Genomic DNA, 16,698 nt, shown 5'->3' with positions numbered 1-16,698 from the left:
AGCTTGGCGTACTTTGCACTATAATGTAGCACAATCTGCCTTCTTATGCAAGTCGTGTCATCATTTCTGCTGTGTCCGGTGAATCTTGTGCTATAGTGAACCCACCTACACCATACGAATATCGAGGGAGGAGCGTCGTGCCATTCTGTCCACAGTGCGGTGCTGCGAATCCTGATAGCGCGCGTTTTTGTGATCAGTGCGGTGCAAAGTTGATTCCGGCGCCGGCTCCATCGGCTACATCAGCACCGTCGGCGGCGCCAGTTACGACGACAGGTGGGCCGGTAAGTGTCGGTGCAACGACATGTCTTCAGTGTGGGTTGAGTGTCATTCCGGGCGAGGCATTCTGCGATAACTGTGGAGCACCGTTGTTCCAAGCACCGCCGGTTACAAGCGTACCGGCGCCAGATGTACCGTTTCCCGGTGTGCCGCCACAGCGCGCTTATCCGCCGCCGCAGCCGGTGACGATCCAGTCTTCGTCGCCGCCAGCGCCGCCAGTAGCTACACCGCCACCGGTAGCACCCGTTGTGCGAACCTCGTTGGCCGGGGTGCGGCTACGTCTGGCAAATGGCAGCATACTGGCGTTACCGGCAGCCGCACAGGCTTTCATCGGGCGGGCCGATCCGGTGAGTAACTTTTATCCTGATATTGACCTGACGGCGCACGGTGGTCTTGAACATGGCGTAGGTCGTCGCCATGGTCGATTCTTCGTGCAGCAGGGACAGGTCTATTATGAAGATCTCGACAGTACAAATGGCAGTTTTCTTGGCGGACGTGCATTGGTACCGCGCCAGCCGGAGCCGGTACGGCACGGTGATGAATTACGGTTAGGAATGCTTAGATTGGTGGTTGAGGTGCAATAGCAGGCTATGACAACAGTTGATCGTATGCGGATTGCAATTGTCGGTGTGGGTGGGGTTGGTGGGTATTTCGGGGGAAAACTGGCGCAAGCCGGGCACGATGTGTTTTTTATTGCCCGCGGTGAGCATTTAGCGGCGATGCAGCAGCGTGGCTTGCAGATACGCAGCATTGCCGGCGATTTTACCGTGTCTGATGTGAAGGCAACCTCGGATCCGGTAGCAGTTGGGCCGGTCGACCTGGTACTTGTGGCGGTGAAGGGCTGGCAGGTACGCGACGTTGCAGTGACGATGAAGCCGTTGATCGGTGCAGAGACGGCGGTGTTACCATTGCTGAATGGGGTTGATGCAACCTTTGAATTGGCTGAAGTGCTGGGTCGTGAGCATGTCTTAGGTGGTCTTTGTCGAATTATTGCCTATCGCGAAGCGCCAGGAGTGATCGTCCATGCCGGTGTCCATCCGACGTCAATCGATTTTGGTGAACTTGATAACCGGCAGACACCGCGCCTGCAACGGATCAAGGCGGTACTGGAGAGTGCCGGGATTCAGGGTAATGTGCCTGCTGATATCCATGTAGCCATGTGGCAGAAATTTATGCTCGTCTGCGCGTGGAGTGGATTTGGGGCAGCAACACGCGCTCCGATTGGAGTATGGCGTTCGCTTCCTGAAACGCGGCCCTTGGTTGAGCGATGCCTGCGCGAGGTGGTTGCAGTAGCCCGTGCGCGTGGGATTGCCATGCCCGACTCTATCGTATCGGATATGATGCGGTTTATCGATAGTATGCCCTACGAAGGCACTGCTTCGCTGCAACGCGATATTATGGCCGGACGACCGTCGGAACTGGGTAGTCAAAATGGCGCACTCGTGCGGTTGGCTCGTGAGGTTGGGGTAGCGGTACCGGTGAATGAGATGCTGTACGCGATTCTGCAACCGCAAGAGTTGGCAGCCCGCGGGCAGTTGTCTTTTTGACCGAGAGGAAGGTCTGGCATGTCAATTCGTCTTCAGCGCTTGACAGAGCGACTGGCAGTAACCGGATGGATCGGAGCGGCGCTGATGCCGTCCACGAACCTTGCCTATCTTACCGGTCTGCGCTTTCATGCGGGGAAGCGGTTAACTCTCTTGCTGATCCCGGCCAACGGTGACACGCCGGTGATGGTTGTGCCACAGCTTGAGCTGGAGCGTGTGCGTGCAACGTCGCCGTTCGCTATGCGCTACTTCGCGTGGAGCGATGCTGAAGGGCCACTGAATGCCTTGGCGGAGGGGATGACAGCGGCTTTCGGAGCGGGAACGCCTACCCGGCCGCTTGCCATCGAACATACGGTAATGCGGGTCATGGCATTACGCATGCTGGAAACGGTTGCGCCTGGCTTGCCAACCGTCAATATCGATCCGCTGATCGGTGAACTGCGTATGGTGAAAGACGGGGAGGAGTTGGCGTTGATGGAACGGGCTGTAGCGATGGTCGAACAGGCCCTCCACGTCTTCTTGGCGCAGGTGCGCCCCGGTCTTAGCGAACGTGTCCTCTCGCGGATGTTACATGATGCGATCATCGCAGCAGGCGCTGACGGTGAGAGCTTCACCAACATTGTGGCGAGCGGTCCTAACTCTGCTAATCCGCATCACGAAAACAGTGATCGCATCCTCCAGCCCGGTGATCTGGTGATTATCGACTGTGGCGCCGTCTATCGTGGTTACCAGTCAGATATTACCCGTACTATTGCCATCGGAGAACCAACGGCTGCCGCACGTCATGTGTACGAAGTCGTGTTAGCCGCTAACACGGCTGCTCGGGCAGCCTGCCGACCGGGTGTGACCGGTGCATCTATCGATGCTGCCGCACGGAGTGTGATCGAGGCTGCCGGCTACGGCGCAGCTTTTGTGCATCGTACCGGGCACGGTCTTGGTCTGGAAACCCACGAATTGCCGAATATCGTTGCCGGAAGTGATACACCGCTGGCGCCGGGAACAACCTTTACCATCGAGCCGGGCATCTATCTTCCAGGACAGTACGGCGTGCGGATCGAGGATGACGTGGTCATTACCGAGGAAGGGAGTCGCTCACTTACCACGTTTTCACGTGAACTGATCGTGATACAGGAATAGCGATATGCTCTCAACGCAGCATCGTCCGCAGCAGACGGACGAAAACCGTCAATTGCATCAATTCCTCTTCTGGGCTGTGCTCACGGCGGTTGGGGCGGTTGTAGTGTATACCGTTGGCTGGTTCTTAACGGCTTCACCATCACTCTTGTTGCTGACAATTGGCAGTATTGTGCTGCTGATACTCGAACTTTACGCGAGATGGCTCAATGCCCATCACGCAACGACAGCAGCCGTGTACCTCTTTTGCGCGGCAGTAGCCCTCTTTGCCATTGTCAACGTGTTGGCGGTGCCCGATTTCTTGCCGGTTTTACTCCTTGGGCCGGTCATTATTCTCATCGTTGTGCAGCCGTATCTCAGCCGTAAAGCGTTGCAGATCATAAGCGCCGCAATGGTGGGATTAGCTATCACTCTCACTTCGCTCGGCGTGTATGTACAACTCTACACACCGCTACCGCCAACCATCCGTAATCCAATCCTTATTGCCCTTGTTACGTTAACAACGATCGTATTGTTGGTGCTCATCTGGCAAAACGATCAACGAATCATGACGGTATTGCAACAACGCGAAGCAAGTAACCGGGAACTTCAGGCCATTCGTGAACGACTTGAGGAAGAAGTTGCCGAGCGTACTCGCGATCTCCAACAGGCATTAGCTCAGCTCGAAACACAAGTGGCCGAACAGCGGCAAATGCGCCTCGCCCTTGAACAACAGCGTGAGGTAATTCGCTCTTTAAGCGTACCGGTGTTACCGGTTAGCCACGCCACCCTTGTTATGCCATTGGTAGGCGCGCTCGATGAGCAGCGGATGACGATGGTCAAGCAGCAGGCACTCACCGCCATTCAGGCGATGCAAGCACGCACTTTTATCATCGACGTTACCGGTGTGCCGGTGATCGACCATACTATTGCCGGTGAGCTGGTAGGGATTATGCGGGCGATTCGGCTGATGGGAACAAAGGTGGTCTTGGCCGGGATCAGGCCGGAAGTCGCGGAAAGTTTGGTCGCAGCGCAGATTGATCTGGACCGGGTACAGAGTTTCGCCACATTACAGGATGCGCTCCAACGAGCAATAACCGACGGGCAACCGATATAATGAGCGATTGCATACCCGCGTTGACTATGGTATACTGCGCGCGCATTCAACTGCAAGGCGAGAGGGTGACAATGCAATGATAACGGTGATACCCATCTCTTGTAGCCTTTCGATCCCGCGTCATGAGCGCCATCGTCGGCGTCAGCCAGTAACACGATCTGGCTAGCCGCGCCTGCGCTTCTGCTCTGCAAGGAACGTTTTCGGCCAGCTCTGCCAGCGCGCAGGCTGGCTTCTTCTATGTTATCACGAAGGTGAGGGCGTATGACCCATCTGTATCTCATCCGTCATGGTGAGGCGGTTGCGAACATCAAGCCAATCGTTGCCGGGATGCGCGGTGATGCCGGTCTAACACCACGCGGTATCGTGCAAGCCGAACGTTTGCGCGACCGGTTGGCAACCAGTGGTGAGATTAAGGCGGATGTCTTGATCTCGTCGACACTACCACGCGCCCGCCAGACTGCCGAGATAATCCAACCGGCGCTCGGCCTACCGATCATGTTCGACGACGAAGTCCAAGAATTGCGGGTCGGTGAAGCCGATGGGATGACTAATCAGGAAGCATGGGACCGCTTTGGCGTTCCCGACTTTGATCGCTACCCACTGCGTCCTTTGGCCCCCGGCGGTGAGAGCTGGGGAGATTTTACGTTGCGGGTGAGTCGTGCGCTCACCCGGATAACGACCGAGTACGAAGGCAAAACCATTGTGGTTGTCTGTCACGGAGGTGTTATCGATTGCTCGTTCATTCACTTCTTCCGCATGCCGAGTCTGGTCGTACCACCGACCGATTTTTACACCCGCAATACGAGTATCACGTGGTGGGAGCAGGTAGAACGACGGAATCAGCGACTCTGGCGACTCAACGCCTACAACGATATTGCCCATTTGCAAGGGATCGGTGCCGTCGAGTCGGTACGTTGGGAAGACATCCATCCCGCCTCGCCGGTGCCGACCGAGGAGTAACACCATGATCACCTTTCTTGCCGACGGTCATGTAACAAGCCCGCGCGGTTGGCAAGCAGCAGTGGCTGCGTGTGGGATAAAGTACGCACATCGCGACGATCTTGCGTTGGTAGTCAGTGATGTACCGGCAACAGCGGCAGCGGTGTTTACTACCAATGCGGTGAAGGCTGCACCGGTACGGTACGACATGGCGCTGATGGCGCAAGGGGGCGAACTACGCGCAGTAGTGATTAATGCCGGGAATGCCAATGCCTGTACCGGTACTGATGGCGATGCGGCCGCCGTGGCAATGGCTCGTGCCGTCGAAACGGCACTTGGTCTGCCAATGAACAGTACTTTCGTTATGTCAACAGGAACGATTGGCGTACCGATGCCAGTGGAGAAGATCGTGCGCGGGATCAATGAAGCGGCACGCCGACTCAGTCCCGATCACGGAACGGTGGCAGCGCGCGCAATTATGACCACCGATACCCGTCCGAAGCACTGTGCCGTCACCGTGGCATTACCCGATGGTCACACGATAACGATCGGCGGCATGGCAAAAGGGGCCGGTATGATCCACCCGAATATGGCAACGATGCTGGCGGTCGTGACAACCGATGCTACGGTACCACGTGCCGTTCTCGATACCGCGATGCGGCGGGTCTTGGAAGTGAGTTTCAACAGTATTACTATCGACGGCGATACCAGCACGAATGACACGCTCTTGGTGATGGCGAACGGCATGAGTGGCGCACCGCCGATCACCGATTTGACTTCGCCGGCCGGTACTGCCTTCCTCGCCGGTCTGACAGCGGTATGCCAGTATCTTGCGCACGCGATTGTCCGTGACGGTGAGGGAGCAACCCGCTTTGTGACCATTACCGTCCGTGGGGCACGCTCGCATGTGGAGGCGAAGCAGGCTGCAATGGCCATTGCGCGTTCACCACTGGTAAAAACAGCCTTGTTCGGGGCCGATCCGAACTGGGGGCGAGTGCTGTGTGCGATTGGGTATTCGGGGGCAACAGTTGATCCCAACCGGGTCGTGTTGTCTTTTGGCGGTATGCGGGTGCTGGAAAACGGCTTACCGCTGCCGTTTGACGAACAGGCGGCCCATACGTTACTTGACGTCCCAGAAGTGACGATTGAGGCCGACCTGAAGTTAGGCGAAGGGGAGGCAACGGTATGGACGTGCGATTTTAGTTACGACTACGTGCGGATCAATGCCGAGTATCGAACGTGAATGAAGGGGCGCCTATGGATCGTGTCGTTCGCCAGCAGATCGCGCGTGATCTGTGTCACCGACTTGCCACACGTGACGGTGAGCGGCTGATCGTGGCCGGGATGATCGAGTCGGCGACGTTGCCAAACGAATTCGACCCGCTGGCGTTGCTGGTCATCAGCACGCCGCCCCGTCTGTGTCAGAGCTTTTTGGTACAGGGCATCACCGTGACGGTCACCACGATCACGCCGGATGAACTAACAGCGGTGGTTCGTACACCTGACGTGCGTTGGCCGCAGTGGTTAGGGTGGCTAGCGCGGCTCCAAGTACTCGTTGGTGACGATAGCCGGGTGCAAGCGTGGTTGGCGCAGGCACGTGCTTTGCCGGAGCGTGATTTCTATCGCAGAATTGCGCCACACATGCCACAATTGGCATTCGGCTGTTATGGTGCGTTGCGTGCTGCCGCAGCCCGTCGGCAAGAACGTGAGGTAAGATGGCTCGTACCAATCCTCCTCACCGAGTTGCACACCGCGCTGTGTTTGATCAATCGGCGCTGGTCAAGCCACAACCATATTGACGCGCTTGTCGAAAGCTATCACTTTGCGTTACAGCCACGCGATTGGCCACCATTGGTCGAAGCCCTGTTGGCGGCGAGCGATCTCGATGAGATAGTGCGGTTGGCGGGGACGATTATGGGTAACTACTGGCAGTTGCTGGTGCGTTGTGAGTTAACTGTTGAGCAACATCAAACCACAGCAACAGTACCGCTGTGATGCACGAGGAGTAACAGAGATGGAACACCGGCTCTGGGGAGGACGATTTAGTGAACCGACGGCTGCCGAGATGCGCCGGTTTAACGATTCCTTCCGGTTTGATCGGCGGTTGGCCGACGTCGATATTACCGGTAGCATTGCGTGGGCCGGCGCTCTGGCGCAGGCCGGCTTGATCGGTGAAGACGAGCATGCTGCCTTAGTGCGGGGCCTGGAACTGGTGCGGGCCGAATTCGCGAACGGGACGTTTGTGCCTGCCGAAGGTGATGAAGATATTCACACAGCGGTGGAGCGACGATTACGCGAACTTATCGGTGATGCCGCACTCAAGTTACATACCGGTCGGTCGCGGAACGATCAGGTAGCGACCGATATGCGTCTCTACACCATCGGTATTGCGCGCCAACTCGACCGACGATTGCACGATCTCCAGCTCGCATTGCTGGCACAAGCCGAACTGCACACCGACACGTTGATGCCGGGGTACACCCATCTCCAGCGCGCACAGCCGATCACGTTCGGTCATTGGTGTTTGGCATATATCGAGATGTTTGCCCGTGATCGTAGTCGGCTGCGCGATGCAATCACCCGCATGCGGGTACTACCGTTGGGGGCAGGCGCGTTAGCCGGTAATGCTCTTGATATCGAGCGTGAACGACTAACCGAGCTGCTTGACGAATTTGATGAATTGGCGGCCAATTCACTCGATGCGGTGAGTGATCGTGACTTCGTGGCCGAAATTCTCTTCATCTGCGCATTGATCGGCATTCATCTCAGCCGCTTAGCCGAAGATATTATCCTTTACGCGAGTGCTGAATTCGGTTTCATCGAATTGGCCGATGCCTACAGTACCGGCTCAAGCCTGATGCCGCAGAAGAAAAATCCTGATAGCATGGAACTATTACGCGGCAAGAGCGGTCGTTTGCTGGGCAATGTAGTGGCCTTACTGACGGTCTTGAAGGGGTTACCGCTCACGTATAACAAGGATATGCAGGAAGATAAAGAGCCGCTGTTTGATAGTTTTGACACGCTCGACCTTGGTTTACAGGTCGCAGCGGCAGCTCTTGCGACCATGACCGTACATCCTGAGCGAATGGCGGCGGCGCTTGATGATGCAATGCTCGCAACCGACCTGGCCGATGAGTTGGTGCGACGTGGCATACCATTTCGGGTTGCCCACGGGAAGGTGGGGCAACTGGTACGGCGCGCGCAAACACTCGGTGTTAGCCTTCGTCATCTTCCACTTACCGAGTATCAGGCAGTTGAACCGAGCCTCGATGCCGGTGTGTATGCCATCTTCGATATGGCGCGTAGTGTAGCCCGAAAGGCAAGCTACGGTGGGACGGCACCGCAACGGGTGCGTGAGCAGTGCCGGCGCTGGCGCACCATGTTGGAGTCTGAAGGGTAAGATTGTTCGCGTTTGGAGACAAATGGTAGTAGGAAACGTATGACAAGCCCACTTTATACACCGCCGGTCAGTTTGCCGGTTATCCACTGCCGGCCTGACGCTGCCGTGACCATTCGCCGCGCCCGGGTAGGTGATGTGCCACGGCTCTACGAAATCATTAATTATTATGCTGCACGTGGTGATATGCTGCCAAAGACGCTCGACCAGCTTTATAACCGCGTCCGTACCTTTAACGTGGCCGAGATCGATGGAGAAGTGATCGGTTGCGCTGCGTTGCATATTACGTGGGCCGATCTGGCCGAGGTAGTGAGTGTCGCCGTCCATCCGTCGTTTCAGGGGCGCGGGATTGGCCGACGCCTGGTTGAGCCGCTCTTCACCGAGGCGGTTGAGTTAGGGATTCCCACTCTCTTTACCCTTACCTTGCAAGCCGGCTTTTTCAGCTCGCTTGGCTTTCGCGAGATACCGAAGCTGCGGCTTCCCCATAAGATTTGGCAAGATTGTTCGACCTGCTTTAAACAAGATCGGTGCGACGAAATTGCGATGATTCGGTACGTGCCGTGAGGGATATTGCCCAGGGAAGCGATCATGGTCTCTTCGCTGGGTATCATTGGCAAGATTGTTCGACCTGCTTTAAACAAGATCGGTGCGACGAAATTGCGATGATTCGGTACGTGCCGTGAGGGATATTGCCCAGGGAAGCGATCATGGTCTCTTCGCTGGGTATCAGAAGCTGCGGCTTCCCCATAAGATTTGGCAAGATTGTTCGACCTGCTTTAAACAAGATCGGTGCGACGAAATTGCGATGATTCGGTACGTGCCGTGAGCGATCATGGTCTCTTCCCTGGGTATCAGTGGCATCAACGTCTGAACCGTTAACCGACATCCAAAGCGACAATTGCTCCGTAGTATATTCGTGATGCATGACGACACTTGAGAGGTGATGGTATGCCGATGAATAGCACGATCGGAGCAGGTATCCTTTTATTCACCATTGGCGCCGGTGGGGTAATTGCCACCGGTGCTGCTACCTCGGCAATTCCGGCACTGTTGGGGATGGTGTTGATGGGGTTAGGTGTAGCGATTGAGCGCACGGCGAACCCTCGTCGGTTTGAATGGCTGGCGGCGTTCGTCGGTCTCCTTGGTATTCTGGCCCCCGCCGCCAACCTTGTACGGATTATCGGTCAAACCGGTTTGTACATCAATGCTGCCGTTTTTGCTAATGTGGTGATGGCAGGGACTTGCGTGCTGTACCTCCTGGTATGGGGGTGGGAACAGCGCACCGGTACCCGACTACGGATAAAGTAAGCGTACCGCTAGCCCTGATCTGGTCCACTATGCGGTGGGTGACCGACTTCAATCCCGGTCAAGCGTTCAAGCGCCTTGATCAAGGCATGATTACCCTCGTGCCCCAATCCAGCCGCTTGCAGGGTACGGTAGAGGTGGAAGACCGTGGAGGTCACCAGCATCGGAGCACCGACCGCATCGGCAGCAGCCAGCACGAGCCGTAAATCCTTTTGCTGAAGATCGATGGTAAAACCGGGTCGCCAGTCGCGCCGAATGACTTGCGGTCCCCGATTGGAGAGCATCCAACTGCCCGCTGCGCCACCGCTCACAGCCGTCAGGGCTTTTTCGAGATCGACGCCACTGGCTTGTGCAAAAACAAACGCCTCACTGATGGCCAGCATCGTTCCGACAACCAGTATCTGATTAACCAGCTTTACCGTCTGACCGGCCCCGTGACCACCAACGTGGGTAATGGTCTTACCCATGGCCTGAAAGACGGGCATCGCTCGTTCAACTAAATCGGCAGGACCGCCAACCATGATGCTGAGGGTACCACGAGCTGCCCCTTCACTGCCGCCACTGACCGGTGCATCGAGAAAACCGATCCCGCGCTCGGCTAACCGAGCAGCAAATTGCTGAGCGCCTTGGGGGCTGATCGTACTCATGTCGATCATCAACATCCCGGCACGTGCTCCCTCGACGGCTCCTTGTGGCCCAAACAAGACTGCCTCGACATCGGGGGTATCACTGACACAACTGATCACAATATCACTGCGTGCCGCCAGATCGGCCGGTGACGTGGCAAGTTGTGCTCCGGCGGCAACAAACTCATCGGCCCGTTCTGGGGTGCGATTCCATACCGTTAGCGGAAACCCGGCCCGGAGGATGTTGGCCGCCATACCCCGACCCATAATCCCGAGTCCGATAAAGCCGATTCGCTCTGTCATAGTAGACTCCTCACGGTCATGTTCACGGTTTGCAGAAGATGGTATCATACCTGCCGGCTACGTTGTACACACATCACGGTGATCTGTATGCCTGCTGCTCTTTCCGATCTGCTCGTTCTCGACCTCAGCCGGGTTTTGGCCGGGCCATATGCAACGATGGTTCTCGCCGATCTTGGCGCACGAGTCATCAAAATTGAGCAACCCGGCATCGGTGACGAGACTCGCCAATGGGGACCACCCTTTGCTGCCAACGGGCTAAGCGCCTATTTTATTGCCGTCAACCGGAACAAGCAGAGTGTGGCGATTAATCTCAAACATCCCACCGGTCAAGCGATTGTGCGTGCGTTGGGGCAACGAGCTGATGTGCTGATCGAGAATTTTCTGCCCGGGACAATGGCGCGGATGGGTCTTGGGTATGACGATCTTCGGGTGTTGAATCCGGGGTTGATCTACTGTAGTATTACCGGTTATGGTCAGTACGGCCCCGATGCAGATCGTCCTGGCTACGATACGGTTATCCAGGCCGAAGGCGGCTTGATGAGCATTACCGGCGAACCCAATGGCCCACCACTCAAGACCGGCGTTGCGGTTGCTGACATCACCACCGGTTTGTATGCGGCGACCAGCATTCTCGCCGCACTCCACTATCGCACGTTGACCGGCGAAGGGCAGTACATCGATCTCGCACTCTTTGATGTACAGCTCAGTTGGCTTGCTAATGTCGCGTCGGCGTATCTTGTATCAGGCAAGCCACCTCAGCGGTACGGTAACGGTCACGCGACCATCGTTCCGTATCAACCATTTGCTGCGGCCGATGGATACATCATGATCGCTGTTGGCAATGATCGACAGTTTGAGCGCTTCTGCACCGTGCTAAACCATCCTGAATGGGCTGGTGATGAACGATTCGCGACCAACCCGGCACGGGTGGCGCATCGCGACGTCCTGGTGCCGCTGATTGCAGCGGTGATCGTGCGCGAACCGGTTGCGATTTGGATCGAGCGACTGCGGGCCGTCGATGTGCCGTGTGGTCCGGTTAACGATATTCCAACGGCGCTACACAGTCGACAGGCTCAAGCACGCGCGATGGTTCAACAGGTAGCCGGTGTACCGATGGTCGGTCCTGCGGCAAAGCTGAGTGCGACACCGGCCACCATTCGGACCGCACCGCCGGCGCTTGGCGCCGATACTGACGCAGTTCTGCGCGAGCTGGGCTATGCACCTGATCAGCTTGCGGCGTGGCGTGCAGACGGCGTGATCGAATGAAGTGCTCATGCTACAATGCCGCAAACGATGCCCGCCGGTACTTTGCAATGGAGAATAGATATGCGGTATGAGATCCATAGCTCAGGAGGAAGGGTTCAGATCGATAGTAGCGGGTCTATGACCTTTTGGCGGGAAGGGCGCAAGGTCTTGTGTGGTCTGGGTGCAGTGGCACATGCCTACGGTACCGACTTCCCGATCACGGGTGTGGCGAGTGCCGATAGCACCGAGCGTCACGTCCGCATTCACTATACGACAACGCGACCCGAAATAACGCTTCGGCTTACTCTGGAAGTCACGCCGACCGGATTTCGGCTTACCTGGTCCGGTCCACCGCGTCTCCACGCAGTACGGATTGAATGGCAGCTCGATCCCGGTCGGCCGTGGTACGGCATGGGCGAACGTGTCTTCCAGCACTGGCCGCTCGACGCGGCGCCGGTTATCTCCGATCCGTTTGAGCCGGTTGATCACGGGCATGATGGAACGCTCAACATTGCCACTCCGTTCTGGCTGAATGCTGCCGGTGCGGCATTGTTGCTCGAGGAGAACGATGGTGAGTTGGCGGTGACGATGGATCGGGCCGGCGATGGTCTGTTGCGGATCACAGCACGCGAAGCACCACCGCCACCGACGCTCGGTTTTGATGAACGCTACGCCGCTCCCGGTCCACAGCTTGCCGTCCATGTCGTCTTAGCCGACAACGCACCGGCAGCCTTCTCCGCCGCACTTCCACTGCTTGGACGCCCCAGTGCTGCACCACCGTATGAACTCTTTGCGCGTCCGATCTGGACGACGTGGGCCCATTATAAGATGGCGGTGACGCAGCACGATGTGATCGATTTTGCAACTCAGATTGTGACCCGTGGCTATCCGTACTCGGTTCTCGAAATCGATGACCGCTGGCAACGTGGGTACGGCGCGTATGTGTTCGATCCGCACAAGTTTCCTAATCCACGGGCGATGGTTGATGAGCTGCATGCTGCTGGGTTCAAAGTAACGTTGTGGACACCCATTTTCTTTGATCCCTCTGATCCGGCGTTCACGGTAGCGGCACGGCGTGGCTACTTGATCCGCCATCCGGCAAACGGTGCGCCGTACCTGGTGCGCTGGTGGCAAGGGTATGGTGGTGTGCTCGATCTGACCAATCCTGAGGCAGTGGCATGGTGGCTGAGCGAGTTGCAGGCGTTGCAGGCCGAGACCGGCGTGGACGGCTTCAAGTTCGATGCCGGTGAAGCTAACTTCATTCCGCCCGATGCCATCTGTTATGCGCGCGAGCCACGTCGTCGCTACGCCGACCGCTACACGGAATTTGTTGCCGATCACTTTGCGTATACTGAAGTACGCACCGGCTGGCGCAGTCAGCGAAGGGGTATTCTCTTCCGCGAGTGGGATAAGTGGAGCCGCTGGGGTATCGACAATGGACTCCACAGTGTCTTAACACAGGCGTTGACGTTAAGTGTGTGCGGTTATCCGTTCGTGTTACCCGACATGATCGGTGGCAATGCGTACCAAGACGAAGTTCCCGACGGTGAACTGATGGTGCGGTGGACGCAGCTCTGTGCGCTCTTGCCGACGATGCAGTTTAGTGTGCATCCGTGGCAGTACGGGACGGAAGTCGACGCGATTTGCCGGCGCTATGCGCATCTCCACACCGAACTAGCACCTTACCTCACGTCGCTGATCGATGAAACGCTACGTGACGGTACACCGCTCGTGCGTCCGCTCTTCTGGCATACACCGCACGACGAACATGCACTACGCTGTAACGATCAATTCCTCCTTGGTGAACGGTATCTGGTAGCACCTGTCGTACAGGCCGGTCAGCGCCGCCGTGATGTCTATTTGCCATCCGGTGTGTGGCGCGACTACTGGCATGATACGATCCATCATGGGCCGGCAATGCTGACCGATGTACCGGCTCCACTTGAACAGATGCCGTTGTTTGAGCGACAAGCGTGATACGTTGCTACCACGGATGTGCCGAGTAGCGACCGATATAGTGAGTACAGAGAAACCACGCGGGCAATACCTCGACAGTTGCCCGCGTCTGTGTCATGATTACCGTGTTGTGCGTTACCGGAAAGCGCCGATGTGTTGTATGAGGTGCGAGCTATGAATGCCACCGTTCGGGTTGGTCGTCAGGGTATTGAACTCGATGGCCGCCCCTTTTATCTCTTATCGGGATGTATTCACTACTTTCGCTGGCCACGCGCCGAATGGCGTGCCCTTCTCGAGCAAGCACGCTGGGCCGGTCTCAACACGATTGATACGGTTATCCCGTGGAATCGTCACGAGCCGCAACCCGGCGTGTTTGATTTTGCCGATGAAGCTGATCTCGCGGCCTTTCTCGATCTGTGTCACGATTTAGGGCTAAAGGTGATTGTCCGTCCAGGCCCCTATATCTGCGCCGAATGGGAGAACGGTGGGTTGCCGGCGTGGTTGACGGCCAACGGTGATCTTCGTCTGCGCACTAATGATCCGGCGTTTCTGAGTGCAGTATTGCGTTGGTTTGATACCCTCATGCCGATACTCGTGCCGCGCCAGCATACCCGTGGTGGGCCGATTATTCTGTGCCAAATCGAGAATGAGCATTGGGCTTCCGGGGTCTACGGCGCCGACGAACATCAGCAGACGCTGGCGCGTGCTGCATTGGAACGCGGGATTGAAGTGCCGCAATACACCTGTATGGGGGCGACACCAGGCTACCCTGAGTTTCGCAACGGCTGGAGCGGAATCGCCGAGAAGCTGGTTCAGACCCGACAGCTTTGGCCCGATAACCCGTTGATCGTCTCTGAGCTGTGGAGTGGCTGGTTTGATACCTGGGGTGGACACCGCCAGACCCGAAAGTCGGCGGCCAAACTGGATATGCTCCTGCACCAATTGACGGCGGTCGGTTGCGCGGGGTTCAGCCATTGGATGTGGGCCGGTGGTACCAATTTCGGCTATTGGGGTGGCCGTACTGTCGGTGGCGATCTGATCCACATGACAACCAGCTACGACTACGATGCACCGATCGATGAATACGGTCGGCTAACCGAAAAAGCACTGGTAGCGCGGCGTCATCATCTCTTCTTGAGCTGCTTTGGCGCCGAATTGTCAGGGGTTCTAGCCGAGGCTGTACCTGGCGGAATAACCGTCATCCCGCCGGCAGCGATTGCCGGACGGAGTGAAGGCGGGGTGCAGCCATATCGCACGGTGCGGGCCGGGCCGACGGCGCCACCGGCGTGGCGCGATTTTTGCGCAACGTTTCTCGCCAATCCCGGCCTTGAAGCGGTGACCTACGAGGTCTTTGTACCCGGTGGCGATCATCTCAGTGTTGAAGTCGAGCCGACCAGTATCCGCCCGATATTCGCCAATCTCCCCCTCGGTGAGAGCGGGATCGTCATTCTCGGCCATACCGGGCGGATTCTCGGCTATTGGCCTGATCAAGGCACACTTGTCATCTATGGCCGCGAAGGTGAACAGGGGACCCTCCTCTTAAGCCTGCCTACGGAACCTGACGGCATCCATGCCCACGACGCCGGCGTAACCGTTCGGGTCGGTTTAGATGACCATCTGCTGCGGGTCGATTACTGGATCACGGCAGAGGGTCGCCGGATCGAGGTCGCGTGGGGGGATCATGCGCTCCTCATCGAGTTATTACCGCAAGCGCTTGCCGAACGCTATGGAAGTCAACTGCTACCGTCACCAACTCAATTGCACCGCACCACGCTCACGACTCGCGCCTTTGCCGTTGTCGAGGCCACCGACGAAACCGGTTGGCAACCGATATCCGAGCCGGTAGCACTCGAGCAGCTCGGTTGTTTCTACGGTTACGGCTGGTATCGGGCCGAACTTGAGCTAACGACGCCCCTAACAACTACCCTCGCTGCGCCACTTCTCAACGATCGGGCACTGGTGCTGGTAAACGGTGATTTCGTCGGTGTATTGGGAGTAAGTCCGAGCGGACCGCGCTATACCTTACCGATCAGCCTACCCGCCGGTCGTCACGATCTCCGCTTCCTCGTCGATAATCTCGGTCGGTTCAACTACGGATTACATTTGGGGGAGCGGAAAGGGTTGCTTGCGCCGCTCTATCTCGCCGGCAGCCAAGAGGACATTTCGGCAGGTTGGGCAGCCTATTGGCAAGAGGTGCAATTTGCCGGTGAAGCGGTGGCAAACATCAAACCGTGGGCGGCGCGGCCCGACGCTGACAACGTGCATCTCGGACGATTCGTGTGGGCCGGGCCGATGGTTTGGCTTATCCGGCCCATCGAGGTGCAAGCCGGACGACGATACCGCGTTCATATCACCGGTGACCGTAATTCTGGCGCGTTCTTCGTCAACGGTATTGCCGTCGAACGGTTTAGCCGTCATCGCAGTGGCGGATTCATCGCTGCCGACATTACCGACCTGTTGCAGCCGGGGGTGAACACGCTCGCATTGCAAATCCTCAACTATGCCGGCGCGCCATGGCGGGCGACGTTGATAAGCTACGACGCCGCCCAGCCGCTTCCGGCACGCTGGAGCTTTCGCGCCGGGGTGACGGTGAACGATCAACCGGCCCCGCCCACCGGTCCGGCTTTCGTCCAAGCGACATTCGCCCGGGACGAATTGCCGGCGCGGTTACAACGGCTGGCGTTACGCCCCGGTATCCTTGACAAAGGCCAGATCTGGCTGAACGGCCAAAACTGCGGTCGATTCTGGCAGATCGGGCCACAAGAAGATTACAAGCTGCCGGTCTCGTGGTTAACAACCCACAACGAGGTCCTCCTCTTTGTCGAGCAGAGTCGAAGTGGCGCCATCGAATTGGTTTGGTCAGAGATGTAGGTCAGA

At 57.3% G+C, this 16,698-nt stretch carries 14 protein-coding genes; 13 read left to right on the top strand and 1 reads right to left on the bottom strand.

Annotation, left to right across the window (positions count from 1 at the left end; all coding sequences use genetic code 11):
• Positions 1 to 137 precede the first annotated feature (137 nt).
• From ACP5OT_RS06090 to ACP5OT_RS06045, 10 genes are all read left to right on the top strand, one after another.
• Positions 138 to 860 (top strand): zinc-ribbon domain-containing protein, encoded by a 723-nt coding sequence (locus ACP5OT_RS06090; RefSeq protein ID WP_428112456.1) that lies wholly within the window; start codon positions 138 to 140, stop codon positions 858 to 860.
• 6 nt (positions 861 to 866) lie between these two features.
• On the top strand, positions 867 to 1,823 hold the full coding sequence (locus ACP5OT_RS06085) for a 2-dehydropantoate 2-reductase (protein WP_428131647.1): 957 nt from the start codon (positions 867 to 869) through the stop codon (positions 1,821 to 1,823).
• 18 nt (positions 1,824 to 1,841) lie between these two features.
• On the top strand, positions 1,842 to 2,957 hold the full coding sequence (locus ACP5OT_RS06080; protein WP_428131645.1) for a M24 family metallopeptidase: 1,116 nt from the start codon (positions 1,842 to 1,844) through the stop codon (positions 2,955 to 2,957).
• 4 nt (positions 2,958 to 2,961) lie between these two features.
• Positions 2,962 to 4,050: an STAS domain-containing protein gene (locus ACP5OT_RS06075; RefSeq protein WP_424675111.1), complete on the top strand. Its 1,089-nt coding sequence runs from the start codon at positions 2,962 to 2,964 to the stop codon at positions 4,048 to 4,050.
• Positions 4,051 to 4,311: 261 nt separating this feature from the next.
• A complete protein-coding gene (locus tag ACP5OT_RS06070; RefSeq protein ID WP_424675112.1) occupies positions 4,312 to 5,010 on the top strand; it encodes a histidine phosphatase family protein in 699 nt (232 codons plus the stop codon).
• A 4-nt stretch (positions 5,011 to 5,014) separates the two neighbouring features.
• The gene (gene argJ / locus ACP5OT_RS06065; protein ID WP_424675113.1) at positions 5,015 to 6,232 is read left to right on the top strand and encodes a bifunctional glutamate N-acetyltransferase/amino-acid acetyltransferase ArgJ; all 1,218 of its coding nucleotides are present in this window, start codon (positions 5,015 to 5,017) and stop codon (positions 6,230 to 6,232) included.
• A 14-nt stretch (positions 6,233 to 6,246) separates the two neighbouring features.
• Positions 6,247 to 6,984: a hypothetical protein gene (locus ACP5OT_RS06060; protein ID WP_424675114.1), complete on the top strand. Its 738-nt coding sequence runs from the start codon at positions 6,247 to 6,249 to the stop codon at positions 6,982 to 6,984.
• Between the two features lie 19 nt (positions 6,985 to 7,003).
• The gene (argH, locus tag ACP5OT_RS06055; protein ID WP_424675115.1) at positions 7,004 to 8,389 is read left to right on the top strand and encodes an argininosuccinate lyase; all 1,386 of its coding nucleotides are present in this window, start codon (positions 7,004 to 7,006) and stop codon (positions 8,387 to 8,389) included.
• 39 nt (positions 8,390 to 8,428) lie between these two features.
• A complete protein-coding gene (locus ACP5OT_RS06050) occupies positions 8,429 to 8,950 on the top strand; it encodes an N-acetyltransferase (protein ID WP_424675116.1) in 522 nt (173 codons plus the stop codon).
• A gap of 384 nt (positions 8,951 to 9,334) precedes the next feature.
• On the top strand, positions 9,335 to 9,694 hold the full coding sequence (locus ACP5OT_RS06045; protein ID WP_424675117.1) for a hypothetical protein: 360 nt from the start codon (positions 9,335 to 9,337) through the stop codon (positions 9,692 to 9,694).
• An 8-nt stretch (positions 9,695 to 9,702) separates the two neighbouring features.
• On the opposite strand, the gene ACP5OT_RS06040 is transcribed toward ACP5OT_RS06045, so the two are convergent.
• Positions 9,703 to 10,668, bottom strand: coding sequence for an NAD(P)-dependent oxidoreductase (locus tag ACP5OT_RS06040; RefSeq protein ID WP_424675118.1), 966 nt, complete (start codon positions 10,666 to 10,668; stop codon positions 9,703 to 9,705).
• 39 nt (positions 10,669 to 10,707) lie between these two features.
• Here ACP5OT_RS06040 and ACP5OT_RS06035 point away from each other — a divergent pair, with 39 nt between their 5' ends.
• The 3 genes from ACP5OT_RS06035 to ACP5OT_RS06025 all read left to right on the top strand — a co-directional run bounded on the left by ACP5OT_RS06035 (position 10,708) and on the right by ACP5OT_RS06025 (position 16,692).
• A complete protein-coding gene (locus ACP5OT_RS06035) occupies positions 10,708 to 11,886 on the top strand; it encodes a CaiB/BaiF CoA transferase family protein (RefSeq protein ID WP_424675119.1) in 1,179 nt (392 codons plus the stop codon).
• A 60-nt stretch (positions 11,887 to 11,946) separates the two neighbouring features.
• A complete protein-coding gene (locus tag ACP5OT_RS06030; RefSeq protein WP_428131642.1) occupies positions 11,947 to 13,842 on the top strand; it encodes a glycoside hydrolase family 31 protein in 1,896 nt (631 codons plus the stop codon).
• Positions 13,843 to 13,995: 153 nt separating this feature from the next.
• On the top strand, positions 13,996 to 16,692 hold the full coding sequence (locus tag ACP5OT_RS06025) for a beta-galactosidase (protein ID WP_424675121.1): 2,697 nt from the start codon (positions 13,996 to 13,998) through the stop codon (positions 16,690 to 16,692).
• Positions 16,693 to 16,698: the final 6 nt, after the last annotated feature.

It is taken from the genome of Chloroflexus sp., assembly GCF_049970315.1.
GTDB lineage: Bacteria > Chloroflexota > Chloroflexia > Chloroflexales > Chloroflexaceae > Chloroflexus.
The sequence above is the reverse complement of the archived record's forward strand: the minus strand, read 5'-3'. Positions and strand labels throughout refer to the sequence as shown.